The organism is Sphingomonas sp. BK580 (assembly GCF_014194975.1).
In the GTDB taxonomy this organism is placed as follows: Bacteria; Pseudomonadota; Alphaproteobacteria; order Sphingomonadales; family Sphingomonadaceae; genus Sphingomonas.
Window position 1 is genome coordinate 189371 of sequence record NZ_JACIAY010000002.1, and the last position, 17452, is coordinate 206822.

Consider the following 17452-nt stretch of genomic DNA (forward strand, 5'->3'; position numbering starts at 1 on the left):
GATGTCGCGGACGGGCCGGTTGTTCGAGCTGATCGGGGTGCTCCGCGCGCGGCGGCTGCCGGTCACCGCGCTGGAGCTCTCGGCCGAGCTGGGCGTGTCGCCGCGCAGCATCTATCGCGACATCGAGATGCTTCGCTCGCTCGGGGCGCCGGTGGAGGGGCAGGCGGGCGTGGGATATCGCCTCGGCGCCGGCTTCTTCCTGCCCCAGCTCGCGTTCACGCAGGACGAGCTGGACGTGCTGGCGCTCGGCCTCGGCTGGGTGCGCGAGCGCGGCGACCCCGATCTGGTCCGCTCCGGTGAGAGCGCGCTCGCCAAGATCGACGCGGCGCGCGCCAGCGATGCGACGCCGGACGGCGCCTCGCCCGCGCTGCTCGCCGCGGCCTCGCTGTCGCGGCGAGCCGATGCCGCGCAGGTCGCGGTGCTGCGGCACGCGATCCGCCGCCAGCGCAAGCTCGAGATCACCTACCGGGACGTTGCCGGCACCGCCAGCGAGCGTGTGATCTGGCCCATCGCGGTCGTCTATTTCGACGAGGCGCGCGTGCTGGCGGCCTGGTGCGAGCGGCGGTCGGCCTTCCGGCATTTCCGCGTCGACCGGGTCGCGGTACGCGCGGTGTTGGACGAGCGCTACCCGGGCCGCCGTCACGCGCTGTTCCTGCGATGGCGCGAGCAGGATCGCGACTGGCGCTCGCTGCTGACAGTTTCTGACGCTCCGCCCACCTAAAGGACATCGCACCGGCCGCTCGTACGGGGCGGCGTGATCGGAGCGATAGTCCAGATGGTAGCCTTCTCCCCTGACATCTTCGCCGCCTTCCTGGCCGACGAGGACGACACGCCCGTCGTCATGCTCAACCTCCTGCGCTTCGCCGAAGACGGCGGTCGCGAGCGCTACGCGACGTATCTAGGACTGGCGCGCCCCATCCTGGCGCGCTTCGGCGCGCGGATCCTCGTCGGCGGCGAGGGCCTGCCCGTGCTGACCGCCGGTGATAACGCGGGGTGGGACGCGGCGCTGCTGGTGGAATATCCGCGCCGCGCCGCGTTCAAGGCGATGGTCGACGATCCCGATTATCAGCGCGCCTTCCAGGTCGGCAGCTCGGCATTGGCCGACATCGTGCTCCAGCCGCTGCGGCCCAGGCCGGACTGGCTCTGACGACGAGGTCATGCGCTCGGCGGCCGAGGCCGAGAGCTGACCCGCTCACGTCATCTACGTGCTCCTGCGTAGGCAGGAGCACCGTCGCGTCGACCGACCCGGCCCGCGCCTAGTCGAAACCGCGCTCCAGGAAGCGCTCCGCCAGCGCGCAATGCATCGCCACGCCGGTGGCGAAGACCTGCTCGTCGATCGTCATTCGCGGATTGTGGAGCGGTGGGTTGGTCTCGGGCGTGGAGCCCGGCGCCGCCGCGCCGACGAAGGCGATCGCGCCCGGCAACTCGCGCAGCACGTAGCTGAAGTCCTCGCCGCCCATGATCGGCGCGGGCATCGTCGCCCAACCCTGCGCGCCGCCGATCTCCTGCGCCAGCTCGCGCATCAGCCGCGTGGCACGCGGGTCGTTCATCGTCACGGGATAGCCCTCGTCGATGCTCGACGCGACGGTGCAGCCGTGCGCCTCCGCCACGCCGCGCGCCACCTGGTGGAAGGCGGCGCGCATCGCGTCGCGCGTGCCCGGCGACAAGGTCCGCAGCGTGCCGGCGAGCTGGACCTCGTCGGGGATGATGTTGTGCGAGGCGCCGGCGTGGATCTGCGTGATCGTGAGCACCGCCGGGTCGGCGACGGGCACGCGCCGCGCGACATGCTGCTGGAGCGCGGTGACGATCGCGCAGGCGACCGGGATCGGGTCGATCGCGTCGTGCGGCATGGCGGCGTGGCCGCCGCGGCCGCGGACGGTGGCGCGCACCGTGTCGGTGGAGGCGAGCAGCGCGCCCTCGCGCCCGATGAACACGCCCGCGGGCGCGTTGGGCAGGACGTGGAGCGCGAAGGCGGCGTCGGGCCGCGCGCGGTCGAGCAGGCCGTCGGCGATCATCTCGCGCGCGCCGTGATGCCCCTCCTCGCCGGGCTGGAACATGAAGACGACGGTGCCGGCGAGCTGGTCGCGTCGTGCCGACAGCGCCTTGGCGGCGCCGACCAGCATCGCGGTATGCGCGTCATGGCCGCAGGCGTGCATCGTGCCCGGCAGCGTCGAGGCGAAGGGCAGGCCGGTCTCCTCGGTGATCGGCAGCGCGTCCATGTCGCCGCGCAGCAGCACCGTGCGCGCGTTCGAGCCGGCGCCGCCGTCGCTCCGGCCGCCGCGCAGGATCGCGACGAAGCCCGTGGTGCGCGTGCCGTCGTGGATCTCGAGCGGCAGGCCGGCGAGCGCGGCCTTGGCCTTGGCGGTCGTCAGCGGGCAGTGCAGCCCCATCTCGGGCTCGGCATGGATCGCGCGGCGCAGCGCGATGACGTCGGCGAGCTGCTCGGTGCCGAGCGCGGTCCAGTCGGTGGGCGAGTCGAGCGGTGGGGACATCGGGGACACTCCTTCTCGGCCCGATTTAGACCCTGGCGCGGCGCTAGTCGACGCGGCGCGCCGCCGTGATCTTGATCACGGGCGCGAGCATCTGTCCCTTCATCACGCCCTCGCCCAGCGTCGGCGAGGTCGGCGCGGCGAGGATGCGCCGCACCACGTCCATCCCCTCCAGCACGCGGCCGAAGGCGGCGAAGCCGGGAGTGTCGGCGGTGGCGTCCATCGAGCTGAGGTCGCCGACGGTGATGAAGAAGTCGCCCGCGGCGGTGTCGGGCTTGGCCATCGCCATCGACAGCGTGCCGTCGCGGTGGCTCAGCCTGGTGAGCGTGGTCGGCTCGTGCTTGATCGGCGGCAGCGTGCGCTTGGAATCGTTGCGCGTGCCGAACTGCGCGAGGCCGTAGCCGTCGGCCACCTTGACCGCGCGGTAGAAGCCGACGCCGTCGAGCTTGTGCTGGTCGACGTAGCGCAGGAAATTGCCCGCGGTGATCGGCGCGGCCTTGGTGTCGACACCGACCAGGATGTCGCCGGCCTCGGTGCTGAGGCGCACGCGCGTGAGCGCCTCGGCGTCGGGAGCAGGCGTCGGGGCAGCCGCCTGGATCGCGGGCGCGGCGACGGGCGCCTGGGGCGGAGCGCCGGGCGACGTCGCCGGCGCGCCCTGTACGGCGAGCAGCAGCGCGAGCGCGGCGATCATGCCGCCACCTGCGGCGCGCGCGCGATCATCACGGGCAGCGACGACGCCTTGGTCCCGCTCAATTGAAGAACGTAGCGCCCCGGCTCGAGCCGAAAATCGACCATCTTGCGGATACCCGAACAGGCCGGGCCGTGGCCGTGGGCGCTCGCCGCGAGCGCGCGGCCGGCACGCACCACGTCGATCCAAGCGGCGTCACCCAGCGCGACGCGATAGGTACCGGGACGCGCGACCTGGAACAAGGCGAGGCCCGCGGTCTCGCCCATGTCGGGCTCGCGCTGCGGCGCGACCGCCGGGGTGACCTGCTCGACCGGGGCGAGCCGCAGGTCGGCGCCGTGGCCCACGACGATCACCGGCGCGCTGCGCGTGCTCGTCCCGGCGGCGAGCGGCGCGCGCCGCGCCCAACCGGTCATCCCGGCGGGCAGCGCCGGCCGCGACACAGAGCAGCGCTGATCGCCGGTCGGCTCGACCCCCGGTGCCTGCGCGATCGGCGCGGCCGCGGCGAGCAGGGGAAACAGCAGCGAGACAGTGGACATCTAGGGCTCCATGGGGAGCCTCTCTCTACGCCCTTGCCGCGTGCGCATCCAGCCCGCGAGTTCGGCGTTGTTCCATTGAGGCGACCCGAGACGGTGCGATCACGCTCGTGCGAGGCCGCCGGCACAGGAGAGCGAGCATGAGCGACTCGAGCGAGGACGGCGCGGGCAAAGCAGGCGAGGGCGGCACCGGTTCGCTTGGCGGAGGGTCGGCCAACGCGGCATGGCGCGGTGCCGAGCAGATGCGCGACGCCTTCAACGAGCATGTCGCTGATCCGGCGCGCCGCGCCGGCGAGGCGATGCGCGCCTCGGGCGAGCGGGTCGTGCAGAACGGGTCGGCGCTGGGAACGACGATCATCGACCAGGCGGAGGCGAACGCGCGCGAGGCGTTCGCGGCGCTCCGCTCCGCCGCGGGCGCGCGCGACCTCACCGAGGTGATGCGGATCCAGGGCGAGTACCTCCGCGAACAGGGCCAGCGCTCGATGGAGCAAGCGCGCGAGATCGGGCAGCTGATCATGCAGTTCGGTCGCGAGGCGATCCAGCCGGGCGGACGGGGCGAGGTGCGAGGCGAGGAGCCGAAGCGGGAGGAATAGTGGATCCCGCCCGCGCCCGTCCTGGCGTCATCCTGAGCTTGTCTCAGGATCCACCGTCCCGCACGCACCGCGCGATCTGAGGGTGCGGCACGGTGGATCCTGAAACGAGTTCAGGATGACGGAGGTGGCCGAGAGGGCGCTCGATGCCTGAGGCCGTGCTCCTGCGGACGCAGAAGCCCAGAGCGACATGGCGGCGCGATCTCGGCCCTGGGCTCCTGCTTCCGCAGGAGCAGGGCAAGTAGATCGGCTACCGTGCCCCCGCCGGTGCGCGCACGCCGGCCGCGTCCGCCTCGCCGCCCGTCGCCGTCGTCGGCCCCTGCGGCGTGGCGTCGAGCAGCGAGTCGCCGCCGAGGGTGCGGTACAGTGTCACCAGGTTGGTCGCGCGGGTCAGCTGGGTCTGCACCAGGATCTGCTGCGCCGAGTAGAGCTGGCGCTGCGCGTCGAGCGACGACAGGAAGGTGTCGATGCCGCCGCGGTAGCGCGCGTTGGTGAGGTTGAGCGTGTCCAGCGCGGCCTCGTAGAAACGGCGGTTGGCGGCGAGCTGCTCGGTGATCGTGCCGCGCCGCGCCAGCGCGTCCGACACTTCCTGGAAGGCGGTCTGGATCGTCTGCTCGTAGCTCGCCAGCGCGGCGTCGCGCTGCGCCACGCTATAGGCGACCCCGGCGCGGCCCGCGCCGGCGCGGAAGATCGGATAGCTCGCGTTGGGCGCGACCGAATAGTTGAACGAGCCGCTGTTGAAGAGCGTGCGCAGCGCGGTGCTGGCGAAACCGACCAGCCCGGTGAGCGAGATGCGCGGGAAGAGCTCGGCGCGCGCCGCGCCGATCTCGGCGTTGTAGGCGCGCAGGGAATATTCCGCCTGCACCACGTCGGGGCGGCGCAGCAGCACGCCCGAGTCGATCCCCGCGGGCAGCTCGCCGATCGTGGCCGCCGCCTGCTCGATCGAGCCCGGCAGCAGCGCGGGGTCGACCGGCGCGCCGACGAGCAGCTGGAGCGCGTTGACGTCCTGTGCGAGCAGCGTCGTCTGCTGCGCGAGATCGGCCTCGGCGGTGGCGAGGATCTGCTGCGCCTGGCGCAGGTCGGTGCGCGGCGCGACGCCGCCGCGGAGGCGCGCGTCGGTGAGCTTGACGCTCGCGCGCGCCGCCTCGGCGGTCTGCTGCGAGACGGCGAGCAGGCTGCGGTCGGCGGCGTAGGTGAGCCAGGCGTTGGCGATGTCGCCCACCAGCGTCAGCCGGGTGGCGCGCGCCGCCGCCGCCTGCGCGAAATAGCGCGACAGTGCCGCGCTGGTGAGCGAGCGGACTCGGCCGAACAGGTCGATCTCGAAGGCGGTGACGCCGAGTTGTGCCTGGAAGGTGCTCCGCGCCGAGGAGACCGTGGTGACGCCGGTCCCGGTCCCGGTTCCGCCCGCGCCCGTGCCGCCGGTGCCCGTGCCGGTGCCGGTGCCGCCCGTACCCGTGCCGGTCCCGGTCGTGCCGCCGCCGTTGGTGCCAGTCACCACGCCGCTGCTGCCGCTGTCGCGATAGCTGTAGGCGCCGGTCGCGTTGACCTGCGGGAAGAGGTCGGCGCGCTGGATCCGGTATTGCGCGCGCGTCGCCTCGATGTTCGCCACCGCGACGCGCAGGTCGCGGTTGTTGGCGAGCGCCTGGTCGATGATCGCCTGCAGCCGCTGGTCGCGGAAGATGTCGCGATAGGTGACGCTCGGCAGCCGCGCCTCGGACTGGCGCAGATAGGCGTCACCGACGGGCCAGGAGGTCGGCACCGGCGCGGCGGGGCGGACATAGGTCGGCGCGAGCGAGCAGCCTGCCAGCGCGGTGCCGGCGGCGAGCGCGACGAGCGCGGGGAGGCGGGTCATCGGGCAGGCTCCGGCGCGGGCAGCGCGGGGTGGTCGATCGGGCGCGGCAGCTGCGGCGGGCGCTCGCCGCCGGCTCCGCCGCCACCCTGCGGACCGCCGCGGTCGTCACCCCCACCACCCTCGCCCTCGTCCGGGCTCGGGTCGGCACCGCGGCGCAGGCCCTTGAGTCCGTCGCGGAAGCCGCGGCGCACCAGCACGAAGAACAGCGGGATGTAGAAGATCGCCAGCACCGTCGCGGTCAGCATGCCGCCGATCACCGAGGTGCCGATCGCGATCCGGCTGTTGGCGCCAGCGCCGGTCGAGATCGCCAGCGGCAGCACGCCGAAGATGAAGGCCAGGCTGGTCATGATGATCGGGCGGAGCCGGATACGCGCGGCGGAGAGCGCGGCGTCGATCACGCGCTTGCCCTTCTTCTCCTCCTGCTCGGCGAACTCGATCATCAGGATCGCGTTCTTCGCCGCCAGCCCCATCGTCGTGAGCAGGCCGATCTGGAGGTAGACGTCGTTGACCAGCCCGCGCAGCGTGGTGAACAGGATCGCGCCGACCAGGCCGAGCGGGATCACCAGCAGCACCGCGAAGGGGATCGACCAGCTCTCGTACAGCGCGGCGAGGCACAGGAAGACGACGAGGATCGACAGGCCGTAGAGCAGCGGCGCCTGCCCCGAGGAGAGCCGCTCCTGGTAGGACAGGCCGGCCCAGGCGACGCTGGTGCCCGGAATCTGCCCGGCGAGCTCCTGGATCCGCGTCATCGCGTCGCCCGAGCTCTTGCCCGCCGCCGCCGAGCCCTGGAATTCGAACGAGGGCACGCCGTTGAAGCGCGACAGGATCACCGGCGCCTGGCTCCACCCGATCCGCGCGAAGGCGGAGAAGGGCACCATCTGCCCGCCACTGCCGCGCACGAACCATTGGTTGAGGTCGGTCGGCGCGGCACGGTACGGCGCGTCGCCCTGGACGAACACGCGCTTGACCCGGCCGCGGTCGACGAAGTCGTTGACGTAGCGCCCGCCCCAGGCGGTCGACAGCGTCGTGTTGACGTCGGCTTGGCTCAGCCCGAAGGCGGCGAGCTTCTGCTGGTCGACGTCGACCTTGAGCGTGCCGACGTCGGGCAGCTCGGTCAGGCGCACCGCGGTGAGCGCCGGGTCGGCGTTGGCGAGCGCGAGCAGCCGGTCCTTGGCGTCGTTGAACTTCTCCGCGGTCATGCCGCTGGTGTTCTGCAGCTCCATGGTGAAGCCGTTCGACTGGCCCAGCCCGCGGATCGCGGGCGGCACCAGCGCGAAGACGCGCGCGTCGCGCAGCCCCCGGAACGCCGCCGAGGCGCGCGCCACGATCGCGTCCGCGGTGTTCTCCTTGCCCTTGCGGTCGTCCCATGGCGTCAGGTTGACGAAGCCCTGGCCGGTGTTCTGCCCGCTGACGCCGCCGCCGCCGCCGCCGCTGACGGTGAACATGGTGGTGACGTTCTTCCCCTCGCTGCCGGCGAGATAGTCCTCGACGCGGTGCTGCACCTCCTCGGTGCGCGCGCGCGTCGCGCCGGCGGGGAGCTGGAACTGCACCAGCGCGCTGCCCTGGTCCTCGGTCGGCAGGAAGCCGGTCGGCAGCCGCAGGAACAGGATCGCCAGCAGCGCCACGGTGGCGGCATAGACCAGCAGGAAGATCCACTTGCGGTCGATCACGCGGCGCACGCCGGCGACGTAGCGCGCCACGCCCCTGTCGAACGTGTCGTTGAACTTGTCGCGCGCGCGCTCGAGAAAGTGCGCCACCTTGGGGAACTTGCGGCCGAGCCAGCTCTGCTCGATCGGATCGCCGTTCTCGTCGTGGCTCTGCTTGAGCAGGGTCGCGGTGAGCGCGGGCGAGAGGATCACCGCGACCAGCACGGAGAGCACCATCGCCGACACGATCGTGAGCGAGAACTGACGGTAGATCACGCCGGTCGACCCGCCGAAGAAGGCCATCGGCATGAACACCGCGGAGAGCACCAGCGCGATCGCGACCAGCGCGACCGTGATCTCCTTCATCGACTCGATCGTCGCCTCGCGCGGCGTCATGCCGGGGTTCTCGTCCATCAGCCGCTCGACGTTCTCGACGACGACGATCGCGTCGTCGACCAGCAGGCCGATCGCGAGGACGAGGCCGAACAGGGTCAGCGTGTTGATCGAGAAGCCGGCGACGTAGAAGACCGCGAACGTCCCTAGCAGCACCACCGGCACCGCGATCGCCGGCACCAGCGTGGCGCGCCAGCTCTGGAGGAAGACGAACATGACGATGACGACGAGGATGATCGCCTCGATCAGCGTCTTCACCACCTCCTCGATCGACAGCTTGATGAAGTCGGTGGTGTCGTTGGCGAAGGCATATTCGAGCCCGGGCGGGAAGCCCTTGGCCGCGGCGGCGACCTGCGCCTTGACCAGCTCGGCGGTCTTGAGCGCGTCGGCGCCCGGGGCGAGCAGCACCGCGATGCCGGCGCCGGGGTGGCGGTTGACTCGGCTGAACGCGTTGTAGCTCTCCGCGCCCAGCTCGATCCGCGCCACGTCGGCGAGCCGCACCGTGGCGCCGCTGCTCTGCGTCTTGAGGATGATGTTGGCGAACTCGGCCGGCGTCTGCAGCCGCGACTGCGCGGTGACGATCGCGTTGAGCATCTGCGTCGACGGCATCGGCTGGCCACCGATCTCGCCCGCCGCCACCTCGGTGTTCTGGTTGGTGATGGCGGTGACGACGTCGCCGGGCATCAGCTGGTAGCTGTTGAGCTTCTCCGGATCGAGCCACACGCGCATCGCATACTGCGAGCCGAACACGTTGGTGTCGCCGACGCCCTGGATGCGCCCGAGCGGGTCCTGGAGGTTCGAGACGAGATAGTCCGAGACGTCCTGGTTGGTCAGCTTGTCGGTGACGTCATAGACGCCGACGATCAGCAGGAAGTCCGGGTTGGACTTGCGCACCACCAGTCCCTGCTGCTGCACCTGCTGCGGCAGGCGGCTGAGCGACTGCTGGACCTGGTTCTGCACCTGGACCTGCGCGATGTCCGGATCGGTGCCCTTATTGAACGTCGCGGTGATCGTCACCGAGCCGCGGCTCGACGAGCTCGACTGGAAGTAGAGCAGTCCGTCGATGCCGGTGAGCTGCTGCTCGATCACCTGCGTGACGCTGTTCTGGAGCGTCTGCGCGTTGGCGCCGGGGAAGGTCGCGCGGATCGAGACCTGCGGCGGCGCGACGTCGGGATATTGCGCGATCGGCAGCGAGAGGATCGCGCCGACGCCCGCCAGCATCACGATGATGGCGAGCACCCAGGCGAAGATCGGCCGATCGATGAAAATGCGCGACATGGTGGGTTAGCCGGCCTTGCCTTTGGCCGACGACATCTTGTCCATCTGCTCGGGGGAGGGCGCCTGTACCTTCTGCGGCGTGTCGGCCGGCACGGGCTGGAGCGGCGTCTTGGGCTTCACGTTGGCGAGGCCCTGGGTGATCACCTTGTCGCCGGCCTTGAGCCCGGCCGTGACCACCCAATAGGCGCCCTGCGTGCGCTCGGCGGTGACGGTGCGCTGCTCGGCCCGGTTGTTGGCGCCGACGACGTAGAGCGTGGCATTCCCCTTCGGATCGCGCGTGACCGCGGTCTGCGGCACCAGGAAGGCGTTCTGCTGGATCGACTGGGAGAAGACCGCGCGGACGAACATCCCCGGCAGCAGCAGACCGTTCGGATTCGGGAAGCGCGCGCGCAGCGTCACGGTGCCGGTGCTGGGATCGACCACTACCTCGGCGAACTCGACCGCGCCCTTGATGCCATAATCGCTGCCGTCCTCCAGCTTGAGCGTCACCTCGGCGCGCGCCGGGACCGCGCCGCCGGCGGCGAGGCTGCGGCGCAGCGCGAGCAGGTTGGCGCTCGACTGCTGGATGTCGACGAACATCGGGTCGAGTTGCTGGATCGTCGCGAGCGGGTCGGTCTGGGTCGCGCTGACCAGCGCGCCGACGGTGAAGAGCGAGCGACCGATGCGCCCGGTGATCGGCGCCGGCACGGTGGTGAAGCGCAGGTTGACCCGCGCCGTATCGAGCTGCGCGCGGTTCACCGCGATCGTCGCCGCCGCCTGGCGCTGTGTCGCGACAGCGTCGGTATAATCCTGCGCGCTGATCGCTTCCATCTGAGCGAGCGGCTTGTAGCGGTCGGCGCGGATCTTGGCGGCCTCGTAGGTCGCCTGGGCGTTGGCGACGTTGGCGCTCGCCTGGTTGGCGCTGGCGCGGTAGAGCGACGGATCGATCTGGTACAGCGGCTGGCCGCGCTTCACGATCGCGCCCTCGGTGAAGAAGCGGCGCTGGATCACGCCCGAGACCTGCGGGCGCACCTCCGAGCTCTGATAGGCGACCGTTCGGCCGGGCAGCTCGCTCGTGGTCGGCACCGACGTAGGCTGGACGACGACATAGCCGACCGTCACCGGGCCCGACTGGCCCGGCGCGCCGCCCTTCTCCTTGGCGTTCGCCGCGTCACCCCCGCCGCCGCCGCAGGCAGCGAGCGCGAGCAGCGCCGACACTGCCGCACCACCCATGACCTGGCGGCCCGGCCGAACCTCGATACGCATTCTCAGTCTTTTCCCCGCGAGAGACTTCGGGCTGCCCCGGCGCCTAACCGCAATTTGTCGCAAATGTTTCGCAGCGGTGCCAGAATTTTCCGGCTCGCCGACCCCGTTCGGCGATCGGGCCGACTGCCGCCGGGACAGCGCGAGGCAACCGATCCCGCGCTGGTACGTTAACGGTTGACGGGGGCTCAGCGGAACGCCGCATGCCTCACCTAAAGGGGCGTAATTCTTGTCTTTTTCTGTTCGTCGCTCGCGCCTGCTGCTCGCCACCGCGGGTTTGGCGTTGGGCTGTGCGGCCGCTTCGGCGCAGATGCAGAAGCCGGGCACCGCCCCCGCTCAGGGCCCCGATACGCCCAAGCCCGCCGAGGCCGCGCCGTCTGCCGACAGCACGCCGATCGTTCCCGAGACCGAGTTCGACGCCGCGCTGCCGCCCTTGTCGGGCGATCTCAACGCGCCGCTCGAGCCGATTCCGGCCGATGCCGCGGCGACGCCCGCGCCGACCGCCGCCGATCCCGCCCAGGCTCCCGCGCGGGCGGCGGCGCAGCAGCCGATCACGCCCGGCGCGCTGCCGCCGGCGCCGCCGCAGGACCCGCAACTCGCCCAGCCGCTCGAGCCGCTCTCCACCTTCAACACCGCGCCGCTGCAGACCGTCGCCGACCCGGCGAGCGGCGACCAGCCGGACGTGCGCTACGCCAGCGAGGTGCAGGGGCTCGATCCGCTCGGGCTGACCGACGAGTTCGACTCGCTCTCCGCGCTCAAGAAAGGCGGCGGCAAGGCGGACAATGCCACCCAGGTCTCGGCGCGCGCGCGCGAGGACGAGCAGCTGGCGCTGCGTCTGATGAAGTCGCTCGGCTATTATGACGGCACCGCAGTGGCGACGGTGGAGACCGTCGCGGGTACGCCGGCGAGACTGCGCGCGCTGGTCACCGCCTCGCCGGGGCAGCAGTACAACCTCGGCAGCGTCACGGTGAAGGCCGATGCTACCCAGCCGCCCGAGCTCGTCCGTCGCGAGCTCCCGCTCAAGGTCGGCGACCCGATCGAGGCGGCGCGGATCCAGGGCGCCGAGGCCAACGTGAGCCTGCGCCTGCCGCAGCAGGGCTATCCGTTCGTCAAGGTCGGCGAGCGCGACGTGCTGCTCGACGAGCAGACCGGCAAGGGCGATTACACCCTGCCGGTCGACACCGGCCCGCGCTCCTCCTTCGGCGTGCTGCGGACCGAGGGCGATCCGGTGTTCGATCTCAAGCATCTCAACGTCTTTCCGCGCTTCGACCAGGGGCAGTTGTACGACGCGCGGCTCACCGACGACCTGCGCGAGGCGCTGGTCGCGACCGGTCTGTTCAACGGCGTCGGAGTCGAGCCGGTGCGCACCGGCGTCACCGCGGCGGACGGGACCGAGCAGGTCGACCTGCTGGTGCGGCAGACGCGGGGGCCGGCGAAGAGCCTGTCGGGCTCGGTCGGCTTCAACACGGGCGAGGGCGTCAAGGCCGAGGCCAATTTCACCAACCGCAACCGCTTCCCGCCCGAGGGCGCGCTGATCCTCGGCGTGATCGCGGGCACGCAGCAGCAGGGCCTGTCGGTCGGGCTGCGGCGCCAGAACGCGGGCAAGCGCGACCGCACCGTCAGCCTGCTCGCGAGCGCCAACCACTCCAGCTACGACGCGTTCGACGCCTTCACCGGCACGCTGTCGGGCCGGGTGAGCTACGACTCGACTCCGATCTGGCAGAAGAAGTTCACCTACGCTTACGGGTTCGAGCTGGTCGGCACCAACGAGAGCGTGTTCGACTTTGACAAGTTCGACCGCGACCGCCGCACCTACGGCGTGTTCGCGCTGCCGGGGCAGGTGCTGTTCGACACGTCGGACGACCTGCTCAACCCGACCCGCGGCTACCGCCTCAAGCTCAACGTCAGCCCCGAGGTGTCGGTCTCGGGCCAGACCAAGCCCTATGCGCGCACGCTGATCGAGGGCACGGCCTATTACCCCGTGAGCGACAGCCTGGTGATCGCGGGCCGCGCGCGCGCGGGCAGCATCTTCGGCATCGCGCGCGACGACATCGCGCCGTCGCGGCGCTATTACGGCGGCGGCGGCGGCTCGGTGCGCGGCTACGGCTTCCAGCGGCTCGGGCCGCTCGAGCCGGTCGCCTCGCTCACCCCCGACTCGAGCGGCAACGTCGACCGCGCCGACCTGCGCCCGCTCGGCGGCCGCAGCATCAACGAGTTCGCGCTCGAGGCGCGCTACCGCTTCGGCAATTTCGGGATCGTGCCCTTCGTCGACGCGGGCAACGCCTATGAGAGCAGCCTGCCCAAGGGCAGCGACCTGCGCATCGGCGCCGGCATCGGCGGCCGCTTCTACACCAACTTCGGGCCGCTGCGCGTCGACGTGGCGACCCCGCTCAACCCGCGCGAAGGGGACGGCAAGATCGCGCTCTACATCTCGATCGGGCAGGCATTCTGATGGCCGAGGACACGCTCCCGACCGCGGGCGAGACCGTCGTCGTCCGCCGTCCTCTCTGGCAACGCGTGCTGAAGTGGGTCGGCATCGCGATCGTGGCGCTGGTGCTGCTCGTCGTCGCGATCGTGCTGGGGATCAACACCGACCCCGGCCGCCGCTTCGTCGCCGACAAGATCGGCGGCTACACCACCGCCTCGGGCCTCAACATCAAGGTCGGGCGGATCGACGGCTCGCTCTACGGCCAGCTCCGGCTCAGCGACGTGCGGGTCAGCGATCCCAAGGGCGTGTTCCTGACCTCGCCGCGGCTCGACCTCGACTGGCGCCCGTTCGCCTTCGTCCGCAACCACGTCGACGTGCGCAGCGTCTCGGCCGACCTGATCACGCTGCGGCGCAACCCCGAGCTGAAGCCGACGCCGACCACGCCCGAGGACGAGAACGCGCCGCTGCTGCCCGACCTCGACATCGACATCGACCGGCTCCGCGTCGGCCGCTTCGTCATGGAGCCGCCGGTCGCCGGCGCGCGCCATGTCGCACGCTTCGACGGTCAGGCACATATCGCCGACCGGCGCGCGCAGCTCGTGGTCGACGCGGCGACGCTGCGCGCCCCCGGCGTCGCCGGCGGCGACGTCGCGCGGGTGCGGCTCGACGCCGTGCCCGACGACGACAAGCTCGACCTCGACGTGCGGCTCAGCGCCCCCGCCAACGGTGCGGTGGCGCAGCTCGCGGGGCTCAAGGCGCCGCTCACCGCCACGATCGGCGGCCGCGGCAGCTGGGCCGCGTGGCAGGGGCGCCTGCTGGCGAACCTCGGCGGCGGCGAGCTCGCCAACCTCGCCATCACCGCGCGCGACGGCCATATCGAGGTGCGCGGCCCGACGCGGCCGGGCCTCTACATCGAGGGGCCGGTGGAGCGGCTGACCGCGCCCGCGCTCACCGTCGCAGCCGACGTCACGCTCGCCGAGCGCCGCGCGGACACGCGGATCAAGCTCGCCTCGCAGGCGCTCGCGGTCGACGCGGGCGGTCTGCTCGACCTCGCCAACAGCAGCTTCGGCAACTTCGCGGTCGATGCCAAGCTGCTGACGCCCGGCGCGATCATGCCGGGCGTGAGCGGGCGCGACGTGCTCGCGCGCGTGGTGCTCAACGGCGCCTTCGCGACCCCGACGGTCGACTACAAGATCCGCGCCGCCGCGCTCGGCTTCCAGCAGACCTCGGTGCAGGGGCTGTATGCCGAGGGTCTGGCGCGGGTGAACAGCGACCGCATCCTGGTGCCGGTGCACGCGCGTGCGCGCCGCATCGCCGGGCTCAACGCCGCGCTCGGCGGGCTCACCACCAACGCGCGGATCGACGGCGACCTCGCGATCGCCATGCCCAACATCCTGTCCGACAATCTCCGCATCCGCTCGGACACGATCGACGCGACCGCGATCATCGCCGCCAACACCGCCACCGGCCGCTACACCGGCGGCCTGCAGGGCCGCGTCAACAACTTCCGCGTCGACAGCGTCGGCGTGATCAACGTCCAGACCGACGCCAAGCTCGTGCCCGGGCCGGACGGCGGGTTCGGCATCACCGGCAAGGTCGCGCTCCAGACCAAGCAGCTGTTCAACGAGGGCGTCCGCAACTTCCTCGGCGGCAACGCGGTGATGAGCACGCGCTTCGGCTACTCGCCGACGGGGGTGGTGACGTTCCAGAGCCTGTCGCTCAACGCGCCGCAGTTCCGGGTCACCCGCGGGCAGGGTCGCTTCGACCCCGCCAACGGCGCGCTGCTGGTCGACGCCGACGCCTATTCGACCCAGTACGGCCCGCTCTACGCGCGCGTGACCGGCTCCTCGACCGCGCCCGTCGTGCGGCTGCGGGCGCCACGACCCGGCGTAGGGATTGGACTCGCCAACCTCGACGCGCGCGTGGTGGGTCGCGGCGGCGCCTATCAGGTCAACGCCAGCGGTGGCACCAACTACGGCGCCTTCACTGCCGACGTGCTGGTGACGCCGGGCAACCGGCTCGCGGTCGACATCCGCCGCGTGCTGTTCGCCGGCATCGACTTCGCCGGCCGCGTCGTACAGACCGCCGCCGGCCCCTTCGCGGGGCAGGTGCGCTTCGCCGGCAACGGGCTGAACGGCAATGTCGCGCTCGGCGCGCAGGGCAAGTATCAGCGCGCGAGCGTCGACGCGCGCGCCGCCGGCGCGACGATCCCGGGCATGGCCGGCTTCAGCATCGGCCGCGCGATCGTCACGGCCGACGCGGTGCTCTACGACAAGCCGCAGATCGTCGCGGACGCGCAGGTCGCCAACCTGCGCTACGGCGCGACGCTGCTCCAGACCGGCCGCGTCAAGGTGAACTATCGCGACGGCGCGGGGACCGCTCAGGCGCTGTTCAACGGCTCCAACGGCGTGCCCTTCCGCCTCGCCGTCAACTCGCGGCTGTCGCCCAGCCTCTATCTGGTCGCGCTGAGCGGCGCGGCGAACAACGTCGCCTTCCGCACCGCCCAGCCGGCGCGGATCGTGCCGGCGAACGGCGGTTACCGGCTCGAGCCGGCGCGGCTCGACTTCGACAAGGGCTCGCTGCGGCTCGCCGGTCGATTCGGCGGCGGCGCGACCCAGGCGCAGATGCGGCTCGACCGGCTCGACCTGTCGCTGATCAGCGCGCTCGTGCCCAACCTCGGCGTCAACGGTCAGGCGACCGGCAGCCTCGACTATGTCCAGGACAAGGGCGAGGCGTTCCCGCGCGCGGATGCGCGGCTCAACGTCACCAACTTTACCCGATCGAGCCTGGTCGCGGTGTCCGAGCCGGTCGACGTCGTGTTCCAGGGCCGGCTGTCGAGCGCGGCGGGCGAGGGGCGCGCGCTGATCAAGCGCGCCGGTACGCCGGTCGGGCGCCTGGTGGCGACGCTGACCCCGTCGGGCAGCGGCAGCTGGACGACCCGGCTGATGCAGGGGCCGCTCGGCGGCGGGATCCGCTACAACGGGCCCGCGGGCGTGCTGTTCAGCTTCGCCGGCCTGGCGCAGCAGCAGCTGACCGGGCCGATGGCGATCGCGGCCGACTTCGGCGGCGCCGTCTCGGCGCCGCGCGTGATCGGGCTGATCCGCGCCGACAACCTCACCTACGACAACGAGGCCTATGGCACGCGCCTGACCAACATGAAGATCGCGGCGCGCTTCAACAACGACCGGCTCGAGCTGCAGCAGCTGCAGGCGCGCGCCGGGCAGGGGAGCGTGCAGGCGCAGGGCAATGTCGGACTCGCGGCGGCGCAAGGCTTCCCGCTCGACCTCCGCGTTGCGATGCGCGACGCGCAGCTGGCGCGCTCCGACGCGCTCGGCGCCACCGCCAGCGGCGACATCCGCATCCAGAACAGCGCGAGCGGCGGGCTGATCAGCGGCCAGATCAACGTGCCCAACGCGCGCTACGAGATCATCCGACAGGGCGCCGCCGAGGTGCCCGAGCTCACCGGCGTGCGCAAGAAGAGCGAGGTCCTCGCCCAGCAGGCCGCCGCGGCCGCGGCGAAGGCGGCGGGACAGCCGCCCGCGCCCGCGTCGCCGCCGGGCCTGTTCAAGCTCGACCTGCGTCTCCGCGCTGACAACCAGCTCTATGTCTCGGGCATGGGGCTGGAGAGCGAGTGGCAGATGGACATGCGCGTCGGCGGCACCTCGGCGGCGCCGGTGATCAACGGCGGGCTCGACCTCGTGCGCGGCACCTATTCCTTCGCGGGCAAGCGCTTCGAGGTGGAGCGCGGGCAGGTGCGCTTCCGCGGCGGCGCGCTGACCGATCCGGACATCAACATCCTGGCGACCACCACCAACGACAACGTCACCTTCAACATCGCCATTACCGGTACCGGCCAGCGACCGCAGATCGCCTTCACCTCGACTCCCTCGCTGCCGCAGGACGAGGTGCTGAGCCGCCTGCTGTTCGGCACCAACCCGGAGAATCTCTCGGCGACCGAGGCGATCCAGCTGGCGAGCGCGCTCAACTCGCTGCGCGGCTCGGGCGGCGGGCTCAACCCGCTCGGCAAGCTGCGCTCCGCCACCGGTTTCGACCGGCTGCGCATCCTCGGCGCGGACGAGGCGAGCGGGCGCGGCTCGGCGCTGGCCGCGGGCAAGTATCTGACCGACGACATCTACGTCGAGATCGTCACCGACGCGCGCGGCTTCACCGCGACGCAGCTGACGATCGCGCTGACGCGGGCGATCAGCGTGCTGTCGCAGGCGGGGTCGTTCGGCGGGTCGAACGTGCAACTGCGCTACTCGCGCGACTTCTAGCGCAGCGAGGCGGCCGAGGGGCGGTGCCCGCTCGGCCGC

The 17452-nt window shown here is 71.7% G+C and carries 11 protein-coding genes; 5 read left to right on the forward strand and 6 right to left on the reverse strand.

Annotated features, from left to right (window positions below; all coding sequences use genetic code 11):
• Position 1: 1 nt before the first annotated feature.
• Both FHY05_RS04115 and FHY05_RS04120 read left to right on the forward strand, forming a co-directional pair.
• Entirely contained in the window at positions 2-721 is a 720-nt protein-coding gene (locus FHY05_RS04115; RefSeq protein WP_183943137.1) for a YafY family protein, read from the forward strand.
• A 54-nt stretch (positions 722-775) separates the two neighbouring features.
• Positions 776-1147 carry a DUF1330 domain-containing protein gene (locus tag FHY05_RS04120; protein ID WP_183943138.1) on the forward strand — a complete coding sequence of 124 codons (372 nt, stop codon included), beginning with the start codon at positions 776-778 and terminating at the stop codon, positions 1145-1147.
• A gap of 109 nt (positions 1148-1256) precedes the next feature.
• On the opposite strand, the gene FHY05_RS04125 is transcribed toward FHY05_RS04120, so the two are convergent.
• Genes FHY05_RS04125 through FHY05_RS04135 form a run of 3 tightly spaced genes read right to left on the reverse strand, consistent with a single transcriptional unit; the run spans position 1257 to position 3713 of the window.
• Positions 1257-2492: a M20 family metallopeptidase gene (locus tag FHY05_RS04125; RefSeq protein ID WP_183943139.1), complete on the reverse strand. Its 1236-nt coding sequence runs from the start codon at positions 2490-2492 to the stop codon at positions 1257-1259.
• Between the two features lie 43 nt (positions 2493-2535).
• Positions 2536-3180, reverse strand: coding sequence for a peptidylprolyl isomerase (locus FHY05_RS04130; protein ID WP_183943140.1), 645 nt, complete (start codon positions 3178-3180; stop codon positions 2536-2538).
• Complete coding sequence (locus tag FHY05_RS04135; protein ID WP_260181194.1) at positions 3177-3713, reverse strand: hypothetical protein; 537 nt, start codon at positions 3711-3713, stop codon at positions 3177-3179. The genes FHY05_RS04130 and FHY05_RS04135 overlap by 4 nt, the downstream gene beginning before the upstream one ends.
• A 137-nt stretch (positions 3714-3850) precedes the next feature.
• On the opposite strand from FHY05_RS04135, the gene FHY05_RS04140 reads away from it, so the two are divergent.
• The gene (locus FHY05_RS04140; protein WP_183943141.1) at positions 3851-4303 is read left to right on the forward strand and encodes a phasin family protein; all 453 of its coding nucleotides are present in this window, start codon (positions 3851-3853) and stop codon (positions 4301-4303) included.
• Positions 4304-4550: 247 nt separating this feature from the next.
• On the opposite strand, the gene FHY05_RS04145 is transcribed toward FHY05_RS04140, so the two are convergent.
• From FHY05_RS04145 to FHY05_RS04155, 3 genes are read right to left on the reverse strand one after another with little or no spacing between them, the layout of a single operon-like run.
• On the reverse strand, positions 4551-6152 hold the full coding sequence (locus tag FHY05_RS04145; RefSeq protein WP_183943142.1) for an efflux transporter outer membrane subunit: 1602 nt from the start codon (positions 6150-6152) through the stop codon (positions 4551-4553).
• Entirely contained in the window at positions 6149-9469 is a 3321-nt protein-coding gene (locus FHY05_RS04150) for an efflux RND transporter permease subunit (RefSeq protein WP_183943143.1), read from the reverse strand. The genes FHY05_RS04145 and FHY05_RS04150 overlap by 4 nt, the downstream gene beginning before the upstream one ends.
• 6 nt (positions 9470-9475) lie before the next feature.
• Entirely contained in the window at positions 9476-10714 is a 1239-nt protein-coding gene (locus FHY05_RS04155; protein ID WP_260181196.1) for an efflux RND transporter periplasmic adaptor subunit, read from the reverse strand.
• Positions 10715-11021: 307 nt separating this feature from the next.
• Between FHY05_RS04155 and FHY05_RS04160 the strand changes: the two genes are divergently transcribed.
• On the forward strand, positions 11022-13163 hold the full coding sequence (locus tag FHY05_RS04160) for an autotransporter assembly complex family protein (RefSeq protein ID WP_183943538.1): 2142 nt from the start codon (positions 11022-11024) through the stop codon (positions 13161-13163).
• The gene (locus FHY05_RS04165; RefSeq protein WP_183943144.1) at positions 13163-17413 is read left to right on the forward strand and encodes a translocation/assembly module TamB domain-containing protein; all 4251 of its coding nucleotides are present in this window, start codon (positions 13163-13165) and stop codon (positions 17411-17413) included. The genes FHY05_RS04160 and FHY05_RS04165 overlap by 1 nt, the downstream gene beginning before the upstream one ends.
• Positions 17414-17452 lie beyond the last annotated feature (39 nt).